Source organism: Streptomyces pratensis (genome assembly GCF_037137275.1).
GTDB classification, from domain to species: Bacteria; Actinomycetota; Actinomycetes; order Streptomycetales; family Streptomycetaceae; genus Streptomyces; species Streptomyces pratensis_B.
This window is the reverse complement of sequence record NZ_JBBBEN010000100.1, coordinates 192,791-210,066: the sequence shown is the minus strand read 5'-3', so window position 1 is coordinate 210,066 and position 17,276 is coordinate 192,791. Positions and strand designations below refer to the sequence as shown.

At 72.6% G+C, this 17,276-nt stretch carries 18 protein-coding genes and 1 pseudogene; 5 read left to right on the top strand and 14 right to left on the bottom strand.

The window, feature by feature from the left end; translation table 11 throughout:
• A pseudogene (locus V9U70_RS26440) lies at positions 1 to 217 on the top strand (DEAD/DEAH box helicase); the annotation flags it as partial.
• A gap of 110 nt (positions 218 to 327) precedes the next feature.
• Positions 328 to 705, top strand: coding sequence for an SCO5918 family protein (locus tag V9U70_RS26435; protein WP_336679218.1), 378 nt, complete (start codon positions 328 to 330; stop codon positions 703 to 705).
• A 78-nt stretch (positions 706 to 783) separates the two neighbouring features.
• Here V9U70_RS26435 and V9U70_RS26430 read toward each other — a convergent pair whose 3' ends face one another.
• Entirely contained in the window at positions 784 to 1,947 is a 1,164-nt protein-coding gene (locus V9U70_RS26430) for an acyltransferase family protein (protein WP_336679216.1), read from the bottom strand.
• Between the two features lie 137 nt (positions 1,948 to 2,084).
• On the opposite strand from V9U70_RS26430, the gene V9U70_RS26425 reads away from it, so the two are divergent.
• Both V9U70_RS26425 and V9U70_RS26420 read left to right on the top strand, forming a co-directional pair.
• The gene (locus V9U70_RS26425; protein WP_336679214.1) at positions 2,085 to 3,311 is read left to right on the top strand and encodes a cation:proton antiporter; all 1,227 of its coding nucleotides are present in this window, start codon (positions 2,085 to 2,087) and stop codon (positions 3,309 to 3,311) included.
• Between the two features lie 214 nt (positions 3,312 to 3,525).
• On the top strand, positions 3,526 to 4,296 hold the full coding sequence (locus tag V9U70_RS26420; RefSeq protein ID WP_336679213.1) for a peptidoglycan recognition protein family protein: 771 nt from the start codon (positions 3,526 to 3,528) through the stop codon (positions 4,294 to 4,296).
• A gap of 45 nt (positions 4,297 to 4,341) precedes the next feature.
• On the opposite strand, the gene V9U70_RS26415 is transcribed toward V9U70_RS26420, so the two are convergent.
• The 4 genes from V9U70_RS26415 to V9U70_RS26400 form a co-directional block, all read right to left on the bottom strand.
• Positions 4,342 to 4,707: a PH domain-containing protein gene (locus V9U70_RS26415; RefSeq protein WP_336679212.1), complete on the bottom strand. Its 366-nt coding sequence runs from the start codon at positions 4,705 to 4,707 to the stop codon at positions 4,342 to 4,344.
• Between the two features lie 121 nt (positions 4,708 to 4,828).
• A complete protein-coding gene (locus tag V9U70_RS26410) occupies positions 4,829 to 6,928 on the bottom strand; it encodes an ABC transporter permease (RefSeq protein ID WP_419724037.1) in 2,100 nt (699 codons plus the stop codon).
• On the bottom strand, positions 6,925 to 7,731 hold the full coding sequence (gene modA / locus V9U70_RS26405; protein ID WP_336679210.1) for a molybdate ABC transporter substrate-binding protein: 807 nt from the start codon (positions 7,729 to 7,731) through the stop codon (positions 6,925 to 6,927). The genes V9U70_RS26410 and modA overlap by 4 nt, the downstream gene beginning before the upstream one ends.
• A 120-nt stretch (positions 7,732 to 7,851) precedes the next feature.
• The gene (locus tag V9U70_RS26400) at positions 7,852 to 8,247 is read right to left on the bottom strand and encodes a TOBE domain-containing protein (RefSeq protein ID WP_336679209.1); all 396 of its coding nucleotides are present in this window, start codon (positions 8,245 to 8,247) and stop codon (positions 7,852 to 7,854) included.
• Positions 8,248 to 8,458: 211 nt separating this feature from the next.
• Between V9U70_RS26400 and V9U70_RS26395 the strand changes: the two genes are divergently transcribed.
• Positions 8,459 to 9,052 carry a GNAT family N-acetyltransferase gene (locus tag V9U70_RS26395; RefSeq protein WP_336679208.1) on the top strand — a complete coding sequence of 198 codons (594 nt, stop codon included), beginning with the start codon at positions 8,459 to 8,461 and terminating at the stop codon, positions 9,050 to 9,052.
• 113 nt (positions 9,053 to 9,165) lie between these two features.
• Here V9U70_RS26395 and V9U70_RS26390 read toward each other — a convergent pair whose 3' ends face one another.
• The 9 genes from V9U70_RS26390 to V9U70_RS26350 all read right to left on the bottom strand — a co-directional run bounded on the left by V9U70_RS26390 (position 9,166) and on the right by V9U70_RS26350 (position 16,722).
• Positions 9,166 to 9,363: a hypothetical protein gene (locus V9U70_RS26390; RefSeq protein ID WP_336679205.1), complete on the bottom strand. Its 198-nt coding sequence runs from the start codon at positions 9,361 to 9,363 to the stop codon at positions 9,166 to 9,168.
• 60 nt (positions 9,364 to 9,423) lie between these two features.
• On the bottom strand, positions 9,424 to 10,434 hold the full coding sequence (locus V9U70_RS26385) for a TerC family protein (protein WP_336679204.1): 1,011 nt from the start codon (positions 10,432 to 10,434) through the stop codon (positions 9,424 to 9,426).
• Between the two features lie 22 nt (positions 10,435 to 10,456).
• Positions 10,457 to 11,272, bottom strand: coding sequence for an enoyl-CoA hydratase/isomerase family protein (locus V9U70_RS26380; RefSeq protein WP_336679202.1), 816 nt, complete (start codon positions 11,270 to 11,272; stop codon positions 10,457 to 10,459).
• Positions 11,269 to 12,399: a cytochrome P450 gene (locus V9U70_RS26375; protein ID WP_336679236.1), complete on the bottom strand. Its 1,131-nt coding sequence runs from the start codon at positions 12,397 to 12,399 to the stop codon at positions 11,269 to 11,271. Before V9U70_RS26375 ends, V9U70_RS26380 begins: the two co-directional genes overlap by 4 nt.
• Positions 12,400 to 12,668: 269 nt before the next feature.
• Positions 12,669 to 14,078, bottom strand: coding sequence for a cytochrome P450 family protein (locus V9U70_RS26370; protein WP_336679200.1), 1,410 nt, complete (start codon positions 14,076 to 14,078; stop codon positions 12,669 to 12,671).
• 62 nt (positions 14,079 to 14,140) lie between these two features.
• Positions 14,141 to 14,731: a GTP-binding protein gene (locus tag V9U70_RS26365; RefSeq protein ID WP_336679198.1), complete on the bottom strand. Its 591-nt coding sequence runs from the start codon at positions 14,729 to 14,731 to the stop codon at positions 14,141 to 14,143.
• Positions 14,706 to 15,080, bottom strand: a complete 375-nt coding sequence (locus V9U70_RS26360) for a DUF742 domain-containing protein (RefSeq protein WP_336679197.1) — start codon at positions 15,078 to 15,080, stop codon at positions 14,706 to 14,708. The genes V9U70_RS26365 and V9U70_RS26360 overlap by 26 nt, the downstream gene beginning before the upstream one ends.
• A complete protein-coding gene (locus V9U70_RS26355; protein WP_336679195.1) occupies positions 15,077 to 15,481 on the bottom strand; it encodes a roadblock/LC7 domain-containing protein in 405 nt (134 codons plus the stop codon). The genes V9U70_RS26360 and V9U70_RS26355 overlap by 4 nt, the downstream gene beginning before the upstream one ends.
• Positions 15,478 to 16,722, bottom strand: a complete 1,245-nt coding sequence (locus V9U70_RS26350; RefSeq protein WP_336679194.1) for an ATP-binding protein — start codon at positions 16,720 to 16,722, stop codon at positions 15,478 to 15,480. Before V9U70_RS26350 ends, V9U70_RS26355 begins: the two co-directional genes overlap by 4 nt.
• Positions 16,723 to 17,276 lie beyond the last annotated feature (554 nt).

Below are 17,276 nucleotides of genomic sequence, written 5' to 3'. Positions count from 1 at the left end.
GGCCGAGCTGAGCCGCATCACCGGCGCGCAGACCCCCTCCGGCGTCCCCGTGACGATCACCGCCCCGCCCAAGGAGCGCGGCAGCCGCGGCGGCGCGTTCATGGGCCGGGGCACCAAGCGCGGCGGCGGGGCCCCGGCCCGTGGCCGCCGCCCCGGCGTGCCGACGCCGGAGGCCCGGACGGCCGCCGCCCAGCGCCGCTCCAACCGCGCCGCCTGACCGCGGTGGCCGGCGGCCCCCCGCCGGCCACCGCGCAGGGCCGCCCCGCTCGCGGCCGCCCCACCCCGTCGTGCCTCTCCCCATGTACGCGAACCCCCTGTTGAGGAATCATGCGCTGTGTCATCGCCCGCTTCCCCTTCGATCTGTTCAAGAACGAGGTGGAGGACTCGATGAAGGGCATCAAGCCCGAACCCGTCACCGGGGACGCGGTGGTCATCAGCCGCCGTGTGTACCCGGTCAAGCAGGTCGGTGAAGTGATCACCCGCCAGGACCGGCGGGACTTCAGCTCCGCCGAGGTCGTCCGGGCGCTGTCCAAGCTCGGCTTCACCTGCCGCACCGCGGAGTCGGCCGCCGCGACGCCGCCGCCCGCGGCCCGCACTCCGCTGGAGACCGCCTCCGCGCTCCTCGGCACCCCGGCGCAGGACGCGCCCGCACCGGCGCGGGCCGCCCCCGCCCCGGGCCCCGCGCAGGGGCTCGGCGGGCTCTGAGCGACCGCACTCCGCACCAGGCCCCCCGGGCCAGGACCGGCTTCACCGCCGTGTCCGCCCGGGGGGCCTGGTGTTCGTTCAGGCCGCCCCGGACGCCGCAGCCGCCCCGGACGACGGTGTGGACGCGGACGACGGCGTGGACGCGGGCGGTGGCGTGGACGCGGGCGGCGGGCCGGCCGGGGGCTTCTGGCGGGCCCACTCCATGCGGGGCTCCAGGAGCGGGCGCAGCAGGCTCCGCACCGGGGGCGTGCACAGCAGGGTGACCATGACGGCCGCCCCCAGGGTGACGACGACCGTGCCCCCCGTGGTGTCGAAGAACGGCCCGTCGTAGAACCCCTCGTAGAACAGACCCCGGACGACGAAGCCGTGCAGCAGATACCCGTACAGCGTGCAGGCGCCCAGGGCGGTCATCCAGGTGCGGCCCTTCGGCACCCAGGACAGGAAGCACGCGCCCAGCACCAGCGCGGCCGCGAACAGGGCGACCGTCGCCACCGGACCGGTCCACTGCGAGGCCTCCAGCTCCTGGGCGCTGTTCTTGCGGAAGAACCACGAGGTCGAGGTCCGGGGCACCAGCCAGTACGCCAGCAGCATCCCGGCGGCGAACACCGGCACAGAGGCGACGCGCACCCAGGGGCGGCGGACCCACGCGAAGTGCTGCGGGCCCAGGCGCAGGCCGAGGACGTAGAACGGCAGGAACTGCAGGATGCGCTGGACCTGGAGCGTCCCGTCTGCGGCCGGTGACACCGTCGCCAGGGCGGCGATGGCGAGGGAGACCGCCACCGGCGCGCGGACGGTCTGCCACAGCGGGGTGGACAGCCGCCAGAAGAACAGGGCGGGGAGGAACCACAGCAGCCAGTAGGGCGAGAGCAGCGACAGGGAGTAGTCCGGGTCGCGGAGCGCCCGCTGGAAGACGGTGTAGAGGCACTCGAACAGGACGTACGGCACCAGCAGGCTGGTGACGAGCTTCCACACCCGGTCCGGCCGCAGCTCGAAGTTCCGCGAGAAGTAGCCCGCGATCAGGATGAACACCGGCATGTGGAAGGTGTAGACGAAGGTGTACGCCGCCTCCACCAGCCGGCCGGGCGGCAGCGGCTCCCAGGCGTGCCCGACGGCCACCAGCACGATCGCCAGATACTTCGCGTTGTCGAAGAAGTGGTCCCGGCCGGCGGCGGGGGGAGCGCCGCTCCCGGGCGAAGCGGCAGCGGTGGGGCGCGGCGGCTTCGACGTGAGGGGGGAAGGCATCCTGACACTTTAGAGCGGGCTTTCGTTCCCTCGGGATGCTGTGGCGTGCATCACTCTTCCCCTCGGGGTGCCCGTAGCCCGGGCTGAACGAGTGTCATATCGGTTGATAGCAGGGCGTGTCTTGCTATACACGACAGATGGAGCACCCGGGGACGCTCGTCCTGATCATGGCCTTGGCGGTTCTCGCGCCGCTGCTCGGCTACGCGACCGGGCGGTGGCTGTCCGTCCCCGTCGTCATCTTCGAGATCGTGCTCGGTGTCCTGGTGGGACCGGACGTCCTCGGCTGGGCCCACCACGACCGGGTCATCGACACCCTGTCCGACCTGGGCCTGTCGATGCTGATCTTCCTGGCGGGGTACGAGATCCGGTTCGCCGAGGTCCGCGGCGACACCCTGCGCCGGGCCGGCGGGGCGTGGGTCCTCTCGCTCGTCGTCGGGCTGGGGGCCGCCCTGCTGGTCAGCGGCGCGGACGTGGCGAAGAGCCTGGTCATCGGCACGGCGCTGACCAGCACCGCGCTGGGCGCCGTGCTGCCGATCCTGCGGGACTCGGGCCGGCTGGAGGGGCGGTTCGGGTCGGTGGTGATGGCGTTCGGCGCGGTCGGCGAGTTCGGTCCGATCATCGCCATGGCCCTGCTCTTCAGCGGCCGCAGCCCCGGGGCCGCGGGCGCGGTGCTGGCCGTGTTCGCCGTCGTCACGGCGGGCGCGGTGTTCTGGGCGATGCGCCCCCGGCCGCCGTGGTTCGCCCGGCTCATCGCCTCGACCCTGCACAGCAGCGGCCAGTTCGCCGTGCGCTTCGTCATGCTGCTGCTGGCCGGGATGCTGGGGCTGGCCCATGTCTTCGGCCTGGACACCCTGCTCGGTGCGTTCGCCGCCGGGATGCTGACCCGGCTGGTCCTCCAGGGCGCGGTGCCCGAGCGCAGCGGGGAGGTCCTGGGACGGATCGAGGCGATCGGCTTCGGCTTCCTCGTCCCGTTCTTCTACATCGTCACGGGCATCGACTTCGACCTCGCGGCCCTTCTGGAGGGGGGACGTCCGCTGCTGCTCCTGCCGGTGTTCCTCGCCCTGTTCCTGCTGGTGCGCGGGGTGCCGGCCTGTCTGCTGGCCCCGCGCGACCTGACGGGGCGCGGTCCGCGGTCCGCGCTCGGGCTGTTCTCGGCCACCTGCCTGCCCCTGGTGGTCGCGATCACCGCGATCGGCCTGGACGAGAAGGTGATCGACGCGGGCGAGGCCGCCGCCCTGGTCGCCGCGGCGATGGTGTCCGTGCTGACGTTCCCGCTCCTGGCCTTCCGGTTGCTGCGCCGGGGCCAGGACTGCGCGGGCCCCGGTGCCCCCGGCCGCGAGGCGGAGGCCGAGGAGGCGTGGTGAGACCGGGGCTGGGAGTGTGGTGAGACCGGGGCTGGGAGTGTGGTGAGGCCCCGGGGGCCGGGAAGGCGCGGGGTGGCCGGAGGCCGAGGAAGCGTGGGCGCCGGAGGCCGAGGGTGCGTGGCGAGGCCGACGGTGAGGTGCCGACGGGGGCCGGGAGTCACCCGGTTGCCACGCTCACCTGCGAAGCCGGGAGCCAGGGCGCAGGGTAGGAGTCATGTGGTCCCGCCGAATCGTCCTGGGCGCTCTCTTCCTGCCCCTGGCCCTCCTGGTGTTCGGGGACGGCCCGGCGACCCAGGGGGCGCGGGGGGAACTGGCCACCGGCCCCCGGCCGCCGCGCGGGCTCCCGCAACCGGCCCTCGTCAGCCGCGACACCTGGCAGGCGGACGAGGAGCTGGTGAGGGAGGGGCCGCGCTACACGGGCGCGGCGAAGGCGCTGTTCGTCCACCACACCGGCAACCCCAACGACTACGACTGCGCACAGGTCCCCGAGCTGATCCGCGCCGTCCAGGCCGACCACATCGAGAAGGACGGCTGGGACGACATCGGCTACAACTTCCTCGTCGACCGCTGCGGCACCCTCTACGAGGGCCGGGCGGGCGGCGTGGCCCGCCCCGTGCTCGGCGCCCACACGAAGGGGTTCAACGCCGACACGGTGGGCGTCGCCGCGATCGGGAACTTCGCCGCGGGCGCCGAGGTGCCGAAGCCGATGATGGACACGCTGGTGCGGCTCGCCGCCTGGAAGCTGCGGCCCGGCGCGGACCCGATGGGCACGGTCGACCTGGTCTCGACGAACGACGAGAGCCGCTTCGACCGGGGGCAGGTGGCCCGGCTGAACGTCATCTCCGGCCACCGCGACGGCTTCGAGACCCGCTGCCCGGGCGACGCCCTCTACGGGCTGCTGCCCCAGCTGCGGGAGCGCACGGCGAGGCTGCGCGCCTCCCTCCCCGGCCACGCGGCGACGGCCCGGCTGCGCCCGTACGTCTGAGGGGCCGCCGCTCCTCCCGGCCCGGCGCCGCGAAGGCCGCAGCCCTCAGCGGGCGACGAACTGGGTGAGTATCGCCTGGACCTCGTAGATGTCGACGCCCTTGGTGAACGTCTTCTGGAGCGGTGTGGCGTGGCCCGAGATCCAGATCTTCAGCTCGGCTTCCAGGTCGAACGTCCCGGCCGTCTCCACCGAGAAGTGCGTGATGCTGCGGTACGGGACGGAGTGGTACTCCACCTTCTTGCCGGTGAGGCCCTGCTTGTCGACGAGGATCAGTCGGCGATCGGTGAACAGCATGGTGTCGCGGATCAGCTGGAACGCGGCGTGCACCTGCTCGCCCTGGCCGAGGAGGCGGGCGTAGTCCTGCTGGGCCTTGGCCGGTTCTATCGTGTGAGCGTTGCCGAAGAGTGCCATGGGCGCCCCGTTTCTCGGTCGGTCGGTCTCGGTTCGTCGTACGGCAGGGTACGTAGGGGAAGGACGTGTGGTCCGGGGGCATCGTTCCCCGCAGCCCGCAGCCCGCAGCCAGCAGCCGGGTTCAGAGCGGGACGACCGTCGCCTCGGTCGCCTTCACGCTGGTCCAGACGTGCACACCGTCGGCGAGGCCCAGATCCGCGGCGGCCTGCGGGGTGATCTCCGCGATCAGCTCGGGGGCGTGCGGGGACGTGATCAGCAGGCGCAGCCGACTGCCGCCCGAGGTGATCTCGCGGACCGTGCCGGGCCAGACGTTGCGGGGACTGCCGGTGGGCCGCTCCCGGTGGACGGAGACGGATTCCGGCGCGATGACCGCGAGGGCCTCCCCGCCCGCCGGGAGAGGCTCCGCGACGACGAGGTGACCGCCGCCGTCGAGGGCCAGCCCGTCGGGGACGGCGGTCCCGGGCCAGGCGTTGCGGCCCAGCATCCTGGCCACCCACGGCGAGCGCGGGTGGCGGGTGACCTCGGCGGGCGGCTCGTCCTGGACGGCGCGGCCGTTCTCCAGCACCAGGACCCGGTCGGCCAGGGAGACCGCTTCGACCGGGTCGTGGGTGACGATCAGACAGACCCCGCCGAAGTCCGCGAGGTGCCCGCGCAGAGTGTGCCGCACCCGGGCCCGGGTGGTCTGGTCGAGGGCGGCGAGTGGTTCGTCCAGGAGCAGCAGGCGCGGCCGGGCCGCCAGCGCGCGGGCGAGGGCCACCCGCCCGGCCTGGCCGCCGGAGAGTTCGGCGGGCCTGCGGTGGGCGAGGTGGCCGACCCCGAGCCGGTCCAGCCACCCCTGCGCCTCGCGGCGGGCCTCCGCACGGGGCACGCCGCGGGCGCGGAGCGCGTACGCCGTGTTGGCCAGGGCGTTCAGGTGGGGGAAGAGCGCCCCGTCCTGGGGCACCCAGGCGACGCCCCGGCGGTGTGTGGGCAGCCCGGTGACGTCGGCGGCCCCGAGGCGCAGGGTGGCGTGCGCGCGGGGCGTGAGGCCGAGGAGGGCCCGCAGGAGCGTGGTCTTGCCCGCGCCGTTGGGGCCGACCACCGCGATGGTGGTGCCGGGGTCCGCGTCCAGGGTGAGTCGGGTGAAGCCGGTGACGTCGGCGTGCAGGGGCCAGGGCTCGGACGGTACGGGGCCGGAGGTGGAGGCGGGGCCCTCCTGCGCTGCGGGGCCGGCCGGAGCTGCGGGGCCGGCCGGAGCTGAGGGGGCGGCCGGAGCTGAGGGGGCGGCCTGTGCTGAGGTGGCGGCCGTCTCGTCCCGGTCGGGGGGCGCGGGGCGGGACGCGGAGTTCCGGCGGCCGCCCGGAGTACCGGTCCAGCGGCCGCGCAAGGCGACCAGGACGACCATCGCGATGGCCAGGAGCAGCAGCGACACCGAGGTGGCGGCCTCCGGCGAGTCCTGGAGCAGCAGGTAGACCTGGAGCGGCAGGGTCTGGGTGGCGCCGGGGAGGTTGCCGGCGAAGGTGATGGTCGCGCCGAACTCCCCGAGCGCCCGTGCCCAGGTCAGGGCCGCTCCGGCGATCAGCCCGGGGGCGACCATCGGCAGCGTCACGGTGAGGAACACCCGTACGGGTGAGGCTCCGAGTGAGGCGGCGGTCTCCTCGTACCGGGGGCGCAGCCCGCCGAGCGCGCCCTCCAGCGAGATGACCAGGAACGGCATCGCGACGAACGTCGCCGCCAGCACGGCCCCCGAGGTGTGGAAGGGCAGCGTGATGCCGAAGGCGTCCTCCAGCCAGGGGCCCAGCAGCCCGCGCCGGCCGAAGGCCAGCAGCAGCGCGACCCCGCCGACCGTGGGCGGCAGGACCATCGGCAGCAGGACCAGTGAGCGGACGAACGCCTTGCCGGGGAAGGGCGCCCGGGCCAGCAGCCAGGCCAGCGGCACACCGAGCAGCAGCGAGAGGCCGAGCGCCCACAGCGAGACCACCAGCGAGAGCCGCAGCGCCCGGACGGTGGGCTCGGCGGTGAGGTGCGCTCCGAGGTCGCCCCAGGACGTGCGGGCCAGGATTCCGGCGAGAGGCAGCATCAGGAACCCCACGGCCAGCAGCGCGGGGACCGTCAGCAGCAGCGGGGCGCGGGTGCGCGCGGTGCGGCGGCCGGGGCGTCTCCTCGGCCCCCCGGGGCCCGGCGTGCGGGTCTCTGCGGCCCCGTCCCTGCCGGGGGCCGGGCCGTTCGGGCGCCCGGTCACGGCTGCTGGAAGCCCGCGGCCCGGAAGATGTCCTGGGCGGGCGGGGTGGTGAGCCAGGCGACGAACGCGGCGGCGGCCTCGCCGTGTTCCGAGGCGTCCAGGGTGGCCGCCGGGTAGGTGGCGACGGCGTTCTCCGCGTCCGGGATCTCGACCGCGTCGACCTTGTCGGCGGCGGTCTCCGCGTCGGTCCGGTAGACCAGCCCGGCGTCCGCCTCGCCGAGCGCGACCTTGCTGAGGACGGCGCGCACGTTGGGTTCCTGGGAGACCGGCTTCACCTCGATCCCCTGCGCGTCGAGTATCCGCGTGCCGTAGCGGCCGACCGGTACCTCCGGGGCGGCGAGGACGACCTTCAGTCCGGGGTCGGCGAGGTCCGCGAGATTCCGGACCTTCTCCGGGTTTCCCTCGCCGACGGCGATGACCAGCCGGTTCCTGGCGATGACCGTCGGCTCGCCGGTGTCGGAGGCCAGTCGGTCCATGGTCGCGGCGTCCGCGGTGACCAGCGCGTCGGCCGGGGCGCCCTGGCGGACCTGGGCGGCCAGTTCCTGGGAGCCCGCGAAGGAGAACGTGATCCGGGCGCCGGGGCTCTCCTTCTCGTACGCGGCCCCCGCCTCCTGGAAGACGTCGGTCAGGGAGGACGCGGCCAGGACGGTCAGATCCGCCTCGGGGGAGCCCGCGCCCGGCGATCCGGCCCGGGCGCCGGCCGCGTCCTTGGCGCCGTCGCTGCCGCAGGCGGTGAGCGGGAGGAGGAGCGCGGTGGCCAGGAGGGCGGCGGCCGTTCGGCGGCGGGTGATCGGGAGGGGCATGGGGCGGGCTCCTTGGCCGGGTGCGGGGAGAGGCGTGGCGGGCGGGGCGGCACGGGGGAGGGTCGCTGCCGCTCGGCGGCTGGGGCCGGTCGCGGTCGGCGCGCCCGGTCCGGGCCGGGTTCAGGTGCGGTCGATGTGCACGCTGGTCGACTTCACGCGCGCGGTCGCCTGCATGCCGACCTCCAGTCCCAGCTCCTCCACCGCCTCCCGGGTGAGGAGGGAGACGAGCCGGTGCGGCCCCGCCTGGATCTCGACCTGGGCCGCGACGTCGCCGAGCTTCACCGCGGTGACGATGCCCGGGAAGGCGTTGCGCGCCGAGGTGTAGGGGGCCTCGTCCTCTGTGCCCGTGCCCTGGCCGACCTCGATCGAGAAGGCGGCCAGCGCGCGGCCGTCGATCAGCCGCCGGCCGGCCTCGTCGCGATGGGTCACGACCCGGCCGGCGTCCGCCCAACGGCGGGCGGTGTCTGGGCTGACCCCGAGGAGTCGTGCTGCCTGACCGATTGTGTAGGACTGCATGTGCGCCACGCTAGAGCAATCACCCCCGCATGTACCAGGCCTTGCGGGAGTCGGTGCCGCATATGCGAGGCTCTAACGCGGTGTCGCGCCGCCGTCTGCCCGTGCGGTTCACGCCGGGCGGCCGGGAGCCGTTCCGCGCGTGAGGAGAGCTGGGCAGTTATGTACTAGTTCGTAATCTGTCTGTGCTAGTGCGATGAGCTAGGATCATGTCATGTCTGCGCTTCCTCCTCGGCCCGTGACGCTGACCGGCCAGTACGTCGAACTCGTCCCGCTGGCCGTCGGTCATCTCGACGACCTCTTCGCGGCGGGCGGCGGTGACGAGGAGGTGTGGCGCTGGCAGGGCGGCCCGGCTCCGCAGACCCGGCAGGAGCTGCTGAGCCGGCTGGAGGGCGTGCTCGCCGACCCGGGGTACGTGCCCTTCGCGGTCGTCCACCGGGCGAGCGGCCGGGCCGTCGGCTGGACCACGTACATGGACATCGCGGTGCGCGACGAGCGGCTGGAGATCGGCTGGACCTGGTACGGCCGGGCCTACTGGCGGTCGGCGGTCAACACCGAGACGAAGCTGCTCCTGCTGGGGCACGCCTTCGAGGGGCTGGGCATGGGGCGCGTCCAGCTCAAGACCGACCACCGCAACGAGCGCTCCCAGGCTGCCATAGCCCGGCTGGGGGCCCGCCGCGAAGGGGTGCTCCGGCGGCACCGGCTCCGACCGGACGGGACCTGGCGGGACAGCGTCTACTTCTCACTGCTGGCCGACGAGTGGCCCGCGGCCAAGGCGCGTCTCACCGCCCGGCTCGCGGCGGCCTGAGACCCGCGGCGAGGGCGCCCACGAGTCGCCTGCCCCGTGAGGGTGCTCCTGGGCCACCGGTACGTGAGGCCTCCCGCCAGGCGGCTTCTACCGCGTTTCCGGGGCGGCCGGGCCTACGGGCGGGAGCGACGCCGGGCGGGTCGCTCCTTGGCGGCGTAATCCGGGCAGTCGGGGTTCTCGCAGGGGCCCGCCCGCCAGACGGGGACGAAGATCCCGAGGGTCTTGTGGCGCCGTATCTCGGAGGGGACGGGCTGCTTGCAGGTCGGGCACATGAAGGCGGCCCGCTGGGTGTCACGCTCTTTGCTGGCCATTTACTCACGATAGATCCGGCCGGGTATTTTGGAAAGTTTTTCCTCTGCGATGCACCGGAATTACTCTTCCGTATCGGTTGCGCCGGTCCCGCCGGTATTCCCCGGGCCGTCCACCGCGTTTCCTGGGCCGCCCCCCGTGCTTTTCGGCGCACGGCGCATGCTGAGAGTCACGGATACGGTCAGAATGACGACGATGACCGCCAGGCTCACCGGCGAGGGAATCTCCGGGATGGAAGTGCTGATCATCTTGTGGGCGGCCTGGAGCACGAGTTTCACCGCGATGAAGGCGAGGATGACCGCCAGGCCGTGGCTGAGGTAGTGGAAGCGGTCCAGCAGCCCCGCCAGCAGGAAGTACAGCGCTCGCAGACCCAGGATCGCGAAGGCGTTGCTGGTGTAGACGATGAACAGCTCGTCGCTGACCGCGAGCACCGCGGGGACGCTGTCGACCGCGAAGACGAGGTCGGCCGCCTCGATCGCCGCGACCACCGCGAGCAGCGGGGTCGCCACCTTGCGCCCCTGGTCCCTGACGACGAAATGCGTACCGGAGTACGCGTCCTGGACCGGCATGACCTTCCGCAGCAGCCGCACCGCGAAACTCTTGCCGGGATCGAAGTTCTCCTCCTGGCCGCTGAGGATCTTGTAGCTGCTGTAGAAAAGGATCGCCGCGAAGAGGAACAGCACGGCGGTGAAGCGGTTCACCACCGCGACGCCGAGCGTCAGGAAGATCGCACGGAACACCAGTGCGCCGAGGACGCCGAGGAAGAGCACCCGGTGCTGATAGGCGCGCGGGACCTTGAAGTAGGCGAAGATCAGCGCGAAGACGAAGAGGTTGTCGACCGAGAGGCTCTTCTCCAGCAGCCACGCGGTGGTGTATTCCGTTCCGGCGGTCGTTCCCAGGACCGCGAAGACGACCCCGCCGAAGGCCAGGGCGAGCCCCACCCACAGCGCGCTCCACACCCCGGCCTCCCTGAAGCCGATGACGTGGGCCTTGCGGTGCGCCAACAGGTCGATCGTCAGCGAGACGACCACGGTCAGGGCGAACACGATCCAGAGCCACCCCGGTACGTCCACTGCGCAGACCTCCCACTCGTTTTTACGAGTGTGCCCCGCCCGCTCCCATCCCGCCCGCCGGCGGACGCAGGGTGGCGGCCGCGACCGAGGCCATCAGCTCCGCGTCGAGGAACGAGGGGTCGGCGAGCCGCGAGGCGGCCGCGTAGGACTCGAACAGCGCCTTCGTCACCCGCAGGGCCGCCTCCGGGCGGCGGACCACCGGCTTCGCCCAGGCGGCGACCGCGTCGTCCAGCTCCGCGGCGGGAACCACCCGCTGGAGGATCGAGAGCCGGTGCGCCTCCGCGGCGTCGACGGGGCGCCCGGTGAGGACCAGCTCACGCACCCGGGCCGGGCCGACCTCGTGGATGAGCCGGGGCAGCAGCCCGCCCCAGGCGGTCGGCAGCCCCAGGGCCAGCTCGGGCAGCCGGAAGACGGCGGTGTCCGAGCCGACCCGAAGGTCGCAGGCGAGGGCCAGGGCGAACCCCGCGCCGATCGCCCTGCCCTGCACCCGGGCGATGGTCACCACCCGGCTGCCGGAGATCGCCCCGCAGACCCGGCGGGCCTTCTCCCCGGCGACCCGGATGCCCCGGCCGGTCGGGTCCTCCTCCAGCCACTGGGCGAACTCGGTGCGGTCACCGCCCAGGCAGAAGTCGTCCCCCGCGCCGCTGAGCACCAGGACCCGCACCTCCGGGTCTGGCAGGGCAACGATGTCGAGCAGCTCGTCGAGCATCGCCTCTGTCACCGCGTTGCCGGTCTCCGGCGCGTGCAGCTCCACGTGCAGGACGGGCCCCTCGCGCCGGGTGCGCACCGTCGCGGGCTGCTCGTGCGAGGTCAGGAACTGGGGGAGGGAGAGCTTCACAGCGCCACCCCGAGCGAGGTGACCCGGCGGAAGACCATCCGGGGGGCGTACACCGCGGGCGACACGGCGCGCAGGGTGGGGAAACGTTCCAGCATGCGCACCAGGAGCGTCCGGGCCTCCAGCTTGGCGAGGGCGGCGCCCAGGCAGTAGTGCACCCCGCCGCCGAAGGTGAGGTGGCTGCCGCCGCGCAGGATGTCGAACGTGCCGGGGTTCGGGTTGCGCCGCGGATCGTGGTTGGCGGCTCCGTACAGGACGTGGACCATGCTGTCCTTCTTGATCGGGACGCCGGCCAGGACGGTGTCCTGCGCGGCGGTCCGGGTGTTGATGTGGATGGGCGGGTCGTAGCGCAGCACCTCGTCGACGGCCGCGTCGACGTGCTCCGGGTGCTCCCGCAGCCAGGCCCAGCGGCCGGGCTCGGCCAGCAGCAGGGAGGTCATCGCCGACAGCAGCGTCGCGGTGGTCTCCAGCGAGGCGATGGTGACGAACATCGTGAGCCGGTAGAGGATCTCGTCCGCCCGCTCCCGGTCGGGCTCCATCGCGTCCCACGTGTGAATCCAGCCGGTCAGCACGTCGTGGCGGGGCTCGGCCCGGCGCCGGGCGACCAGGTCGGTGAAGTAGGCGCGCAACTGCACCGTCGCCTGCGCGGAGATCGCGAGCTGGGACTTGGTGGGGAGTAATTCCTGCGCGTACACCTGGTTGTGGGTCATCTCCAGGATGTGCGGGTAGTCCTCGGGGGGTATCCCCAGCCAGGAGCCGACGGTGCCGATCGGCAGCTGCTCGCTCACGGTGGAGACGAAGTCGGCCTCGCCCCAGCGGAGCTTGCCGGCCAGCTCGTCCAGCAGCCGGTCGGCGTCACGCTCGACGTCGGGGGTGAGGCGGTCGATGGTGGAGCGGTCGAAGAGGTTGCCCAGGCTGCGCCGCTGGCAGGTGTGCTCGGGGGCGTTGAGCCGGGAGAGGGTGCCGGTCATCTCGCGGGTGGCGATGGCCTCCCAGCGTTCGGCGTCGTCCTGCCGCTCCTGCCAGGCGAAGTCGGGGGCCAGCCAGCCGCGGCCGCGCAGGACCTGGCCGCAGGCATCGAATCCGGTGACGAAATAGCCGTCCCACGGAGCTCGGACGACGTCACCCATCGCCCGTAGCTCCGCGAGTATTCCGTAGGGCTCGGCCTGCCCCTCCGGGGAGGTGAGTCTCCTCAGCAGGCCGACCACCGCGCGCCGGCCGTCGGGAGTCCTGGCTGTACCGCCTGTGATGCTCACGCAGAGTTCCTCGTCCTGGGCCCGTGGTTACCGACCAGAACCTACCCCTCCGGATATCCGCGCCAAGCGTCGATCGCTGTTGCCCCCGTCACATGCAATCGTCACGAATGCCCGTTTTCACCAGCGAATTGTCGGCCCGTGAGTCATACGCGGAACACGTCGAGGAACGAACTCCACCAGCCCTTGGACTTCTTGGCCGGCTCCGTAGCGTGACGGGGCGAAGGCGCCGCCGGAGCCGCGCTCCGGTAGGGGTCGGGCAGCTGCGCCGAGGTCTGCGCCGGGGCCTGCGCCCCCGTCGCCGCACGCCGCGCCGCCGTCGGCGTGAACCGTACGGGCAGGGCGACCAGAGCCCGGTGGAACGGGCCGGGCCGCCAGGCGACGCCCGACGGGGGCACGGCGAGCGCGAGGTCCGGAACGGTGTTGAGAATCCTCTCGATCGCGGTCAGCGCGATCAGCGTCGCGGGCGACTTGGCCGGGCACACGTGCGGGCCCGCCCCCCACGCCAGGTGGGCCCCCTTGCTCAGGGTCTGCCGGGCGTCGGTGAGCCCCGGGTCGCTGTTCGCGGCGGCGAAGCTGATCAGCACCGGCGTGTCCGCCCGCAGCGTCACCCCGTCCAGCTCGATGTCCTGCACCGGGTAGTGCGTCGCGTAGTTCGCGATCGGCGGGTTGTTCCACAGGACGTCGTCCAGCGCGTCCTCCACCAGCAGCCCCGCTCCGCGCCGCTGGTCCGGTCCGTCCGGCTGGTCGCCGGAGAGCATCAGCAGCAGCGCGTTGCCGATCAGGTTGCGCTCCGGCTCCACGCCCGCGCCCATCAGCATCACGAGCTGGTCCTTCAGCTCCTCGTCCCGCAGCCCCGCCGGGTGCTGGATCAGCCAGGAGGTGATGTCCTCGCCGGGCTGGCGGCGCTTGAGCGCCACCAGTTCCATCAGGCACTCCGTCAGCTCGGCGTTGGCCCGCAGCACGTCGTCGCCGTCGAAGATGGCCGACATGGAGCGGGTCAGCCGGTCGCCGATGTCGCCGGGGCAGCCGAAGAGCTGGTTGAACAGCAGCAGCGGCAGGAGCTTGGCGTACTCGTTGAGCAGGTCGGCGGTACCGCGCTCGATGAACTGGTCGATCAGGTAGTCGGCGATCCGCTCGACGTCCCGGCTCAGTCGGCTGCTGTTGAGCCGGGCCAGCGACTCGGTGACCGCCTTGCGCAGCCGCAGGTGCTCCGCGCCGTCGGTGAACAGGCAGTTGGGCCGGTACACCATCATCGGCAGCACCGGGCTGTCCATCGGTATGGCGCCCTCGCGCAGCGCGGCCCAGCGCCGCGAGTCCCGGGCGAACAGCGCGGGGTTCTGGAGCACCCGCAGCGCGGCCTCGTGCTGCACGACCAGAGTGGCCTCCACCCCGGGGGCCAGCTCGATCGGGGCTGCGGGGCCGTGCGCCCGGAACGCGTCGTAGGCGCGGTGCGGGTCGGCGGCGAACTCCGGCCCGTACAGCGACGTCTGCTGCTGGTGCATGGGGCACCCGGCGGGGGCGCTGTACGGGGTGGCTCCCGGCGACGGGTCCATGTCGGCTTCCTCGGTGTGATCGCGGGGCCCGGCGGGCCCCGGCTTCGGATGGGGGGAGTGTGTCAGGCGACGTGCGCCAGAAGGTGGCGGACCAGGGTGATCAGGGCCTGTGCGGAGGACTTCTGGTCCCGGGCGTCGCAGAAGACGACCGGCGTGTCCGGCAGCAGGTCGAGCGCCTCGCGCAACTCGTTCTCGGCGTGCTGCGAGTACGGGTCGAAGCTGTTGACGGCGACCGCGTACTCCAGCCCGTACGTCTCGACCAGGTCGATGACGGGGAAGGTGTCGGCCAGCCGCGCCGGGTCGACCAGGAGCAGCGCGCCCAGCGACCCGCGCGCCATGTCCTCCCACAGCTCCACGAACCGCTGCTGCCCCGGTGTGCCGAACAGGTAGAGCACCAGCTCGTCGCTGAGGGTGAGGCGTCCGAAGTCCAGGGCGACCGTCGTCGTCTTCTTGTCGGGCACGCCGCGCAGATCGTCGACCTGGGCCGCGGCCTGGGTCATCCGCTCCTCCGTGCGCAGCGGGGTGATCTCGGACAGCGTGCCGATCAGGGTCGTCTTGCCCACGGCGAAGTGCCCGACGACGAGAATCTTCGCCGCGCGCCGCACCGCGTCCGGCACGTAGATGTTCTCAGCCGAACCGGACCTGGAGTCCATGCAACACCTCTTCGAGGATCTTCCTGTCAACGAGCTGGGCCGGCGGAGGCGCCTTGCGGCGCAGCAGGTGTCCCTGGTGGCTTAAGTCCTGGAGCAGCAGACGGGCCACCCCGACCGGCAGGCCGAGATGGCCGGCGACCTCGGCCACCGACAGGTAGCCGCCGGAGCACAGCTCCCAGATCGCCTGGACCTCCGGGCTCGGGTTCGGCGGCGGCTGGCGGTCGGGCGCCAGGGTGACCAGCGTGACGAGGGAGAGTTCCTCCGCGTCGGGCAGCCCCCGGCCGCCGGTGATGACATAGGACCGGACGAACCCGCTGCTGACCTGCTGCTCCTCGCCCGGCGCGGTCATATCTCGCTGTCCGCGTGCTGGCGGGGAGGCGTGGTCATCGCCTTCCCCAGCGCGGCGACCTGCTGTTGCATCCGGAAGGACATCGCCTCCATGTCCACGTCGGCGGCCGAGGTCGCCGCCAGATAGGCCCCGCTGCCGGCGGCGATCAGGAAGATCCAGCCGTCCTCGTACTCCAGGAGCGTCTGCCGCCAGCGCCCCGGGTCACGGGTCCCGATGAAGGGAGCCACCGCCCGGCTGAGCGACTGCATGGAGCTCATGGCCGCGGCGACGGTCTCCGCGTCGTCCCGGCCGATCTCACTGGAGTTGGCCAGGAGCAGGCCGTCGGCCGACACCAGGATCGCGTGCCGGGCGCCGGGTACCTGGAGCACATCGTTGAGTACCCAGGTCAGATCGGGGTTCACTGGAACTCGGGTCCTTCCGTCGTCGTCGTGTCCCGCCCGGACCGGGTGCCGCGCTGGAAGGCGCCCAGTCGGGAGGCCGTCTCCTCGTTGCTGCGCACGGGCTGCGGCTCGGCCGACGGCACCGCGGAGACCGGGCTCTTGCGACGACGCTTCGGCAGTCCCCCGGCGGTGGTGGTGATCTGGGCCAGCTGCTGGGTGGCGGTGTCCGGGTGGGGAGCGGGCGGGAAGAGCGGGGTGGGGGCCGGGGCGGGGGTCTGCCGGTGGTCCGCCTGCTGGACCTGCGGCTGCTGGTACCCGGACGCCTCGGGTTCTTCGGCGGGCGCCGCGGCGGGCGGCGCCTCGGTGGTGAGCAGTTCGTCGGGGATCAGGACCACCGCGCGTACGCCTCCATAGGGAGAAACGGAGTCCACAGAGACCCGGAAGCCGTAGCGGGCGGCGAGCATCCCGGAGACGGCGAATCCGAACTGCGGCGGGATGCCCAGACTGGAGACGCTGATCGCCGCCTGGGGGGAGAGGAGGGCCGCAGCGCGGTCCTTCTCCTCCTGGCCCATACCGAGCCCGGCGTCGTCGACGATGAGGCAGACACCCGTCGGCACGGCCTGGATGTTGATCTCCACCGGGGTGCCCGGCGCGGAGTAGTTCGTCGCGTTGGCGAGCAGCTCGGCGAGGACCACGGCGACGGGCTCCACCGCCCTGCTGACGACCGAGAAGTTCACCTGGCCGTTGACCCGGACCCGGTCGAAGTGCCGGATACGGCCCTGGGCGCTGCGGGCCACGTCGAAGACGGAGGCCACTCTCTCGCGTCGCCCGAGCCAGCCGCCGCAGAGCACCGCGATGCCCTGGGCGCGGCGGCCGAACTGGCTGTTGGCGTGGTCGACGGCCATGAGGTCGGCCAGGATGCCGGGGTCGTCCCCGTACTTGCGCTGGGCCTTCTCGATCACGACCTGCTGCTCGTCGGCGAGTCCCTGGAGGGTGCGGACGGCGGCCTTGAGGACCGCCTTCGTCTCCTCTTCGGCGTCCTTGCGGACCTCCGCGAGTTCGGTGGCCTGACGTTGCAGCAGACCGTTGTGCACGACGTGCAGTTCGTCCCGCTGGCGCAGAAGCGTGTCGCGCTCTTCGAGCAGCTCGGTGTTGTGTCTGCGTAGTTTGACGTTGGTCGCGCGAGCCCGCAGAACGGCACCCACGGCGACCAGTGCTACGACAATCAGCGCCCAGAGGACGGGGCCCTGTGGAAATGTCATGAGACTCACTTCAAGTGCCATGGCTGGGAAACGGCTTGACACCCCGTCATGCGGCACTCGACCAGGGCTGGTTCGCCGTGACCGTGCGCCGCTTCGGGAGGTGCCCCTCCGAAGGTGGGACCGAGGAATTCATCCCTCCCGGAATGCCCCCATTCGCCATCAGCCCACTGGAAGTAAGATGATCTTATCATTGGGTGGGCCGCGAAATGTCAAGAGCGCCACGCCAGTTGCCGCTCGCCGCAGAACGTTCACATTGCGGAGGGGCGGAGGACGCAATTCCCCCCGCCTCCCGCGGCGGACGCGCCCGGCCGACATCCTCCCGCCGTGCGACCGTCACCCGTTCTTCACCGTCGTACGCGAATGCCCGGCGCCCTTTCGGTGGCGGATGCGGGTGCGCGGTACGCGTCCGGCGCGGCGGACGCGGCGCGGGGGGTCGACGCGGCGCTGGGGTCCTCGCGGCACCGCGGTTCCGGGCACGTCGCGCGGGCCGGGCGTGGCGGTGGGGCCGCTGCCGGGCGTAGGGCCACGGCCGGGCGTGGCGCTGGGGCCGTCCG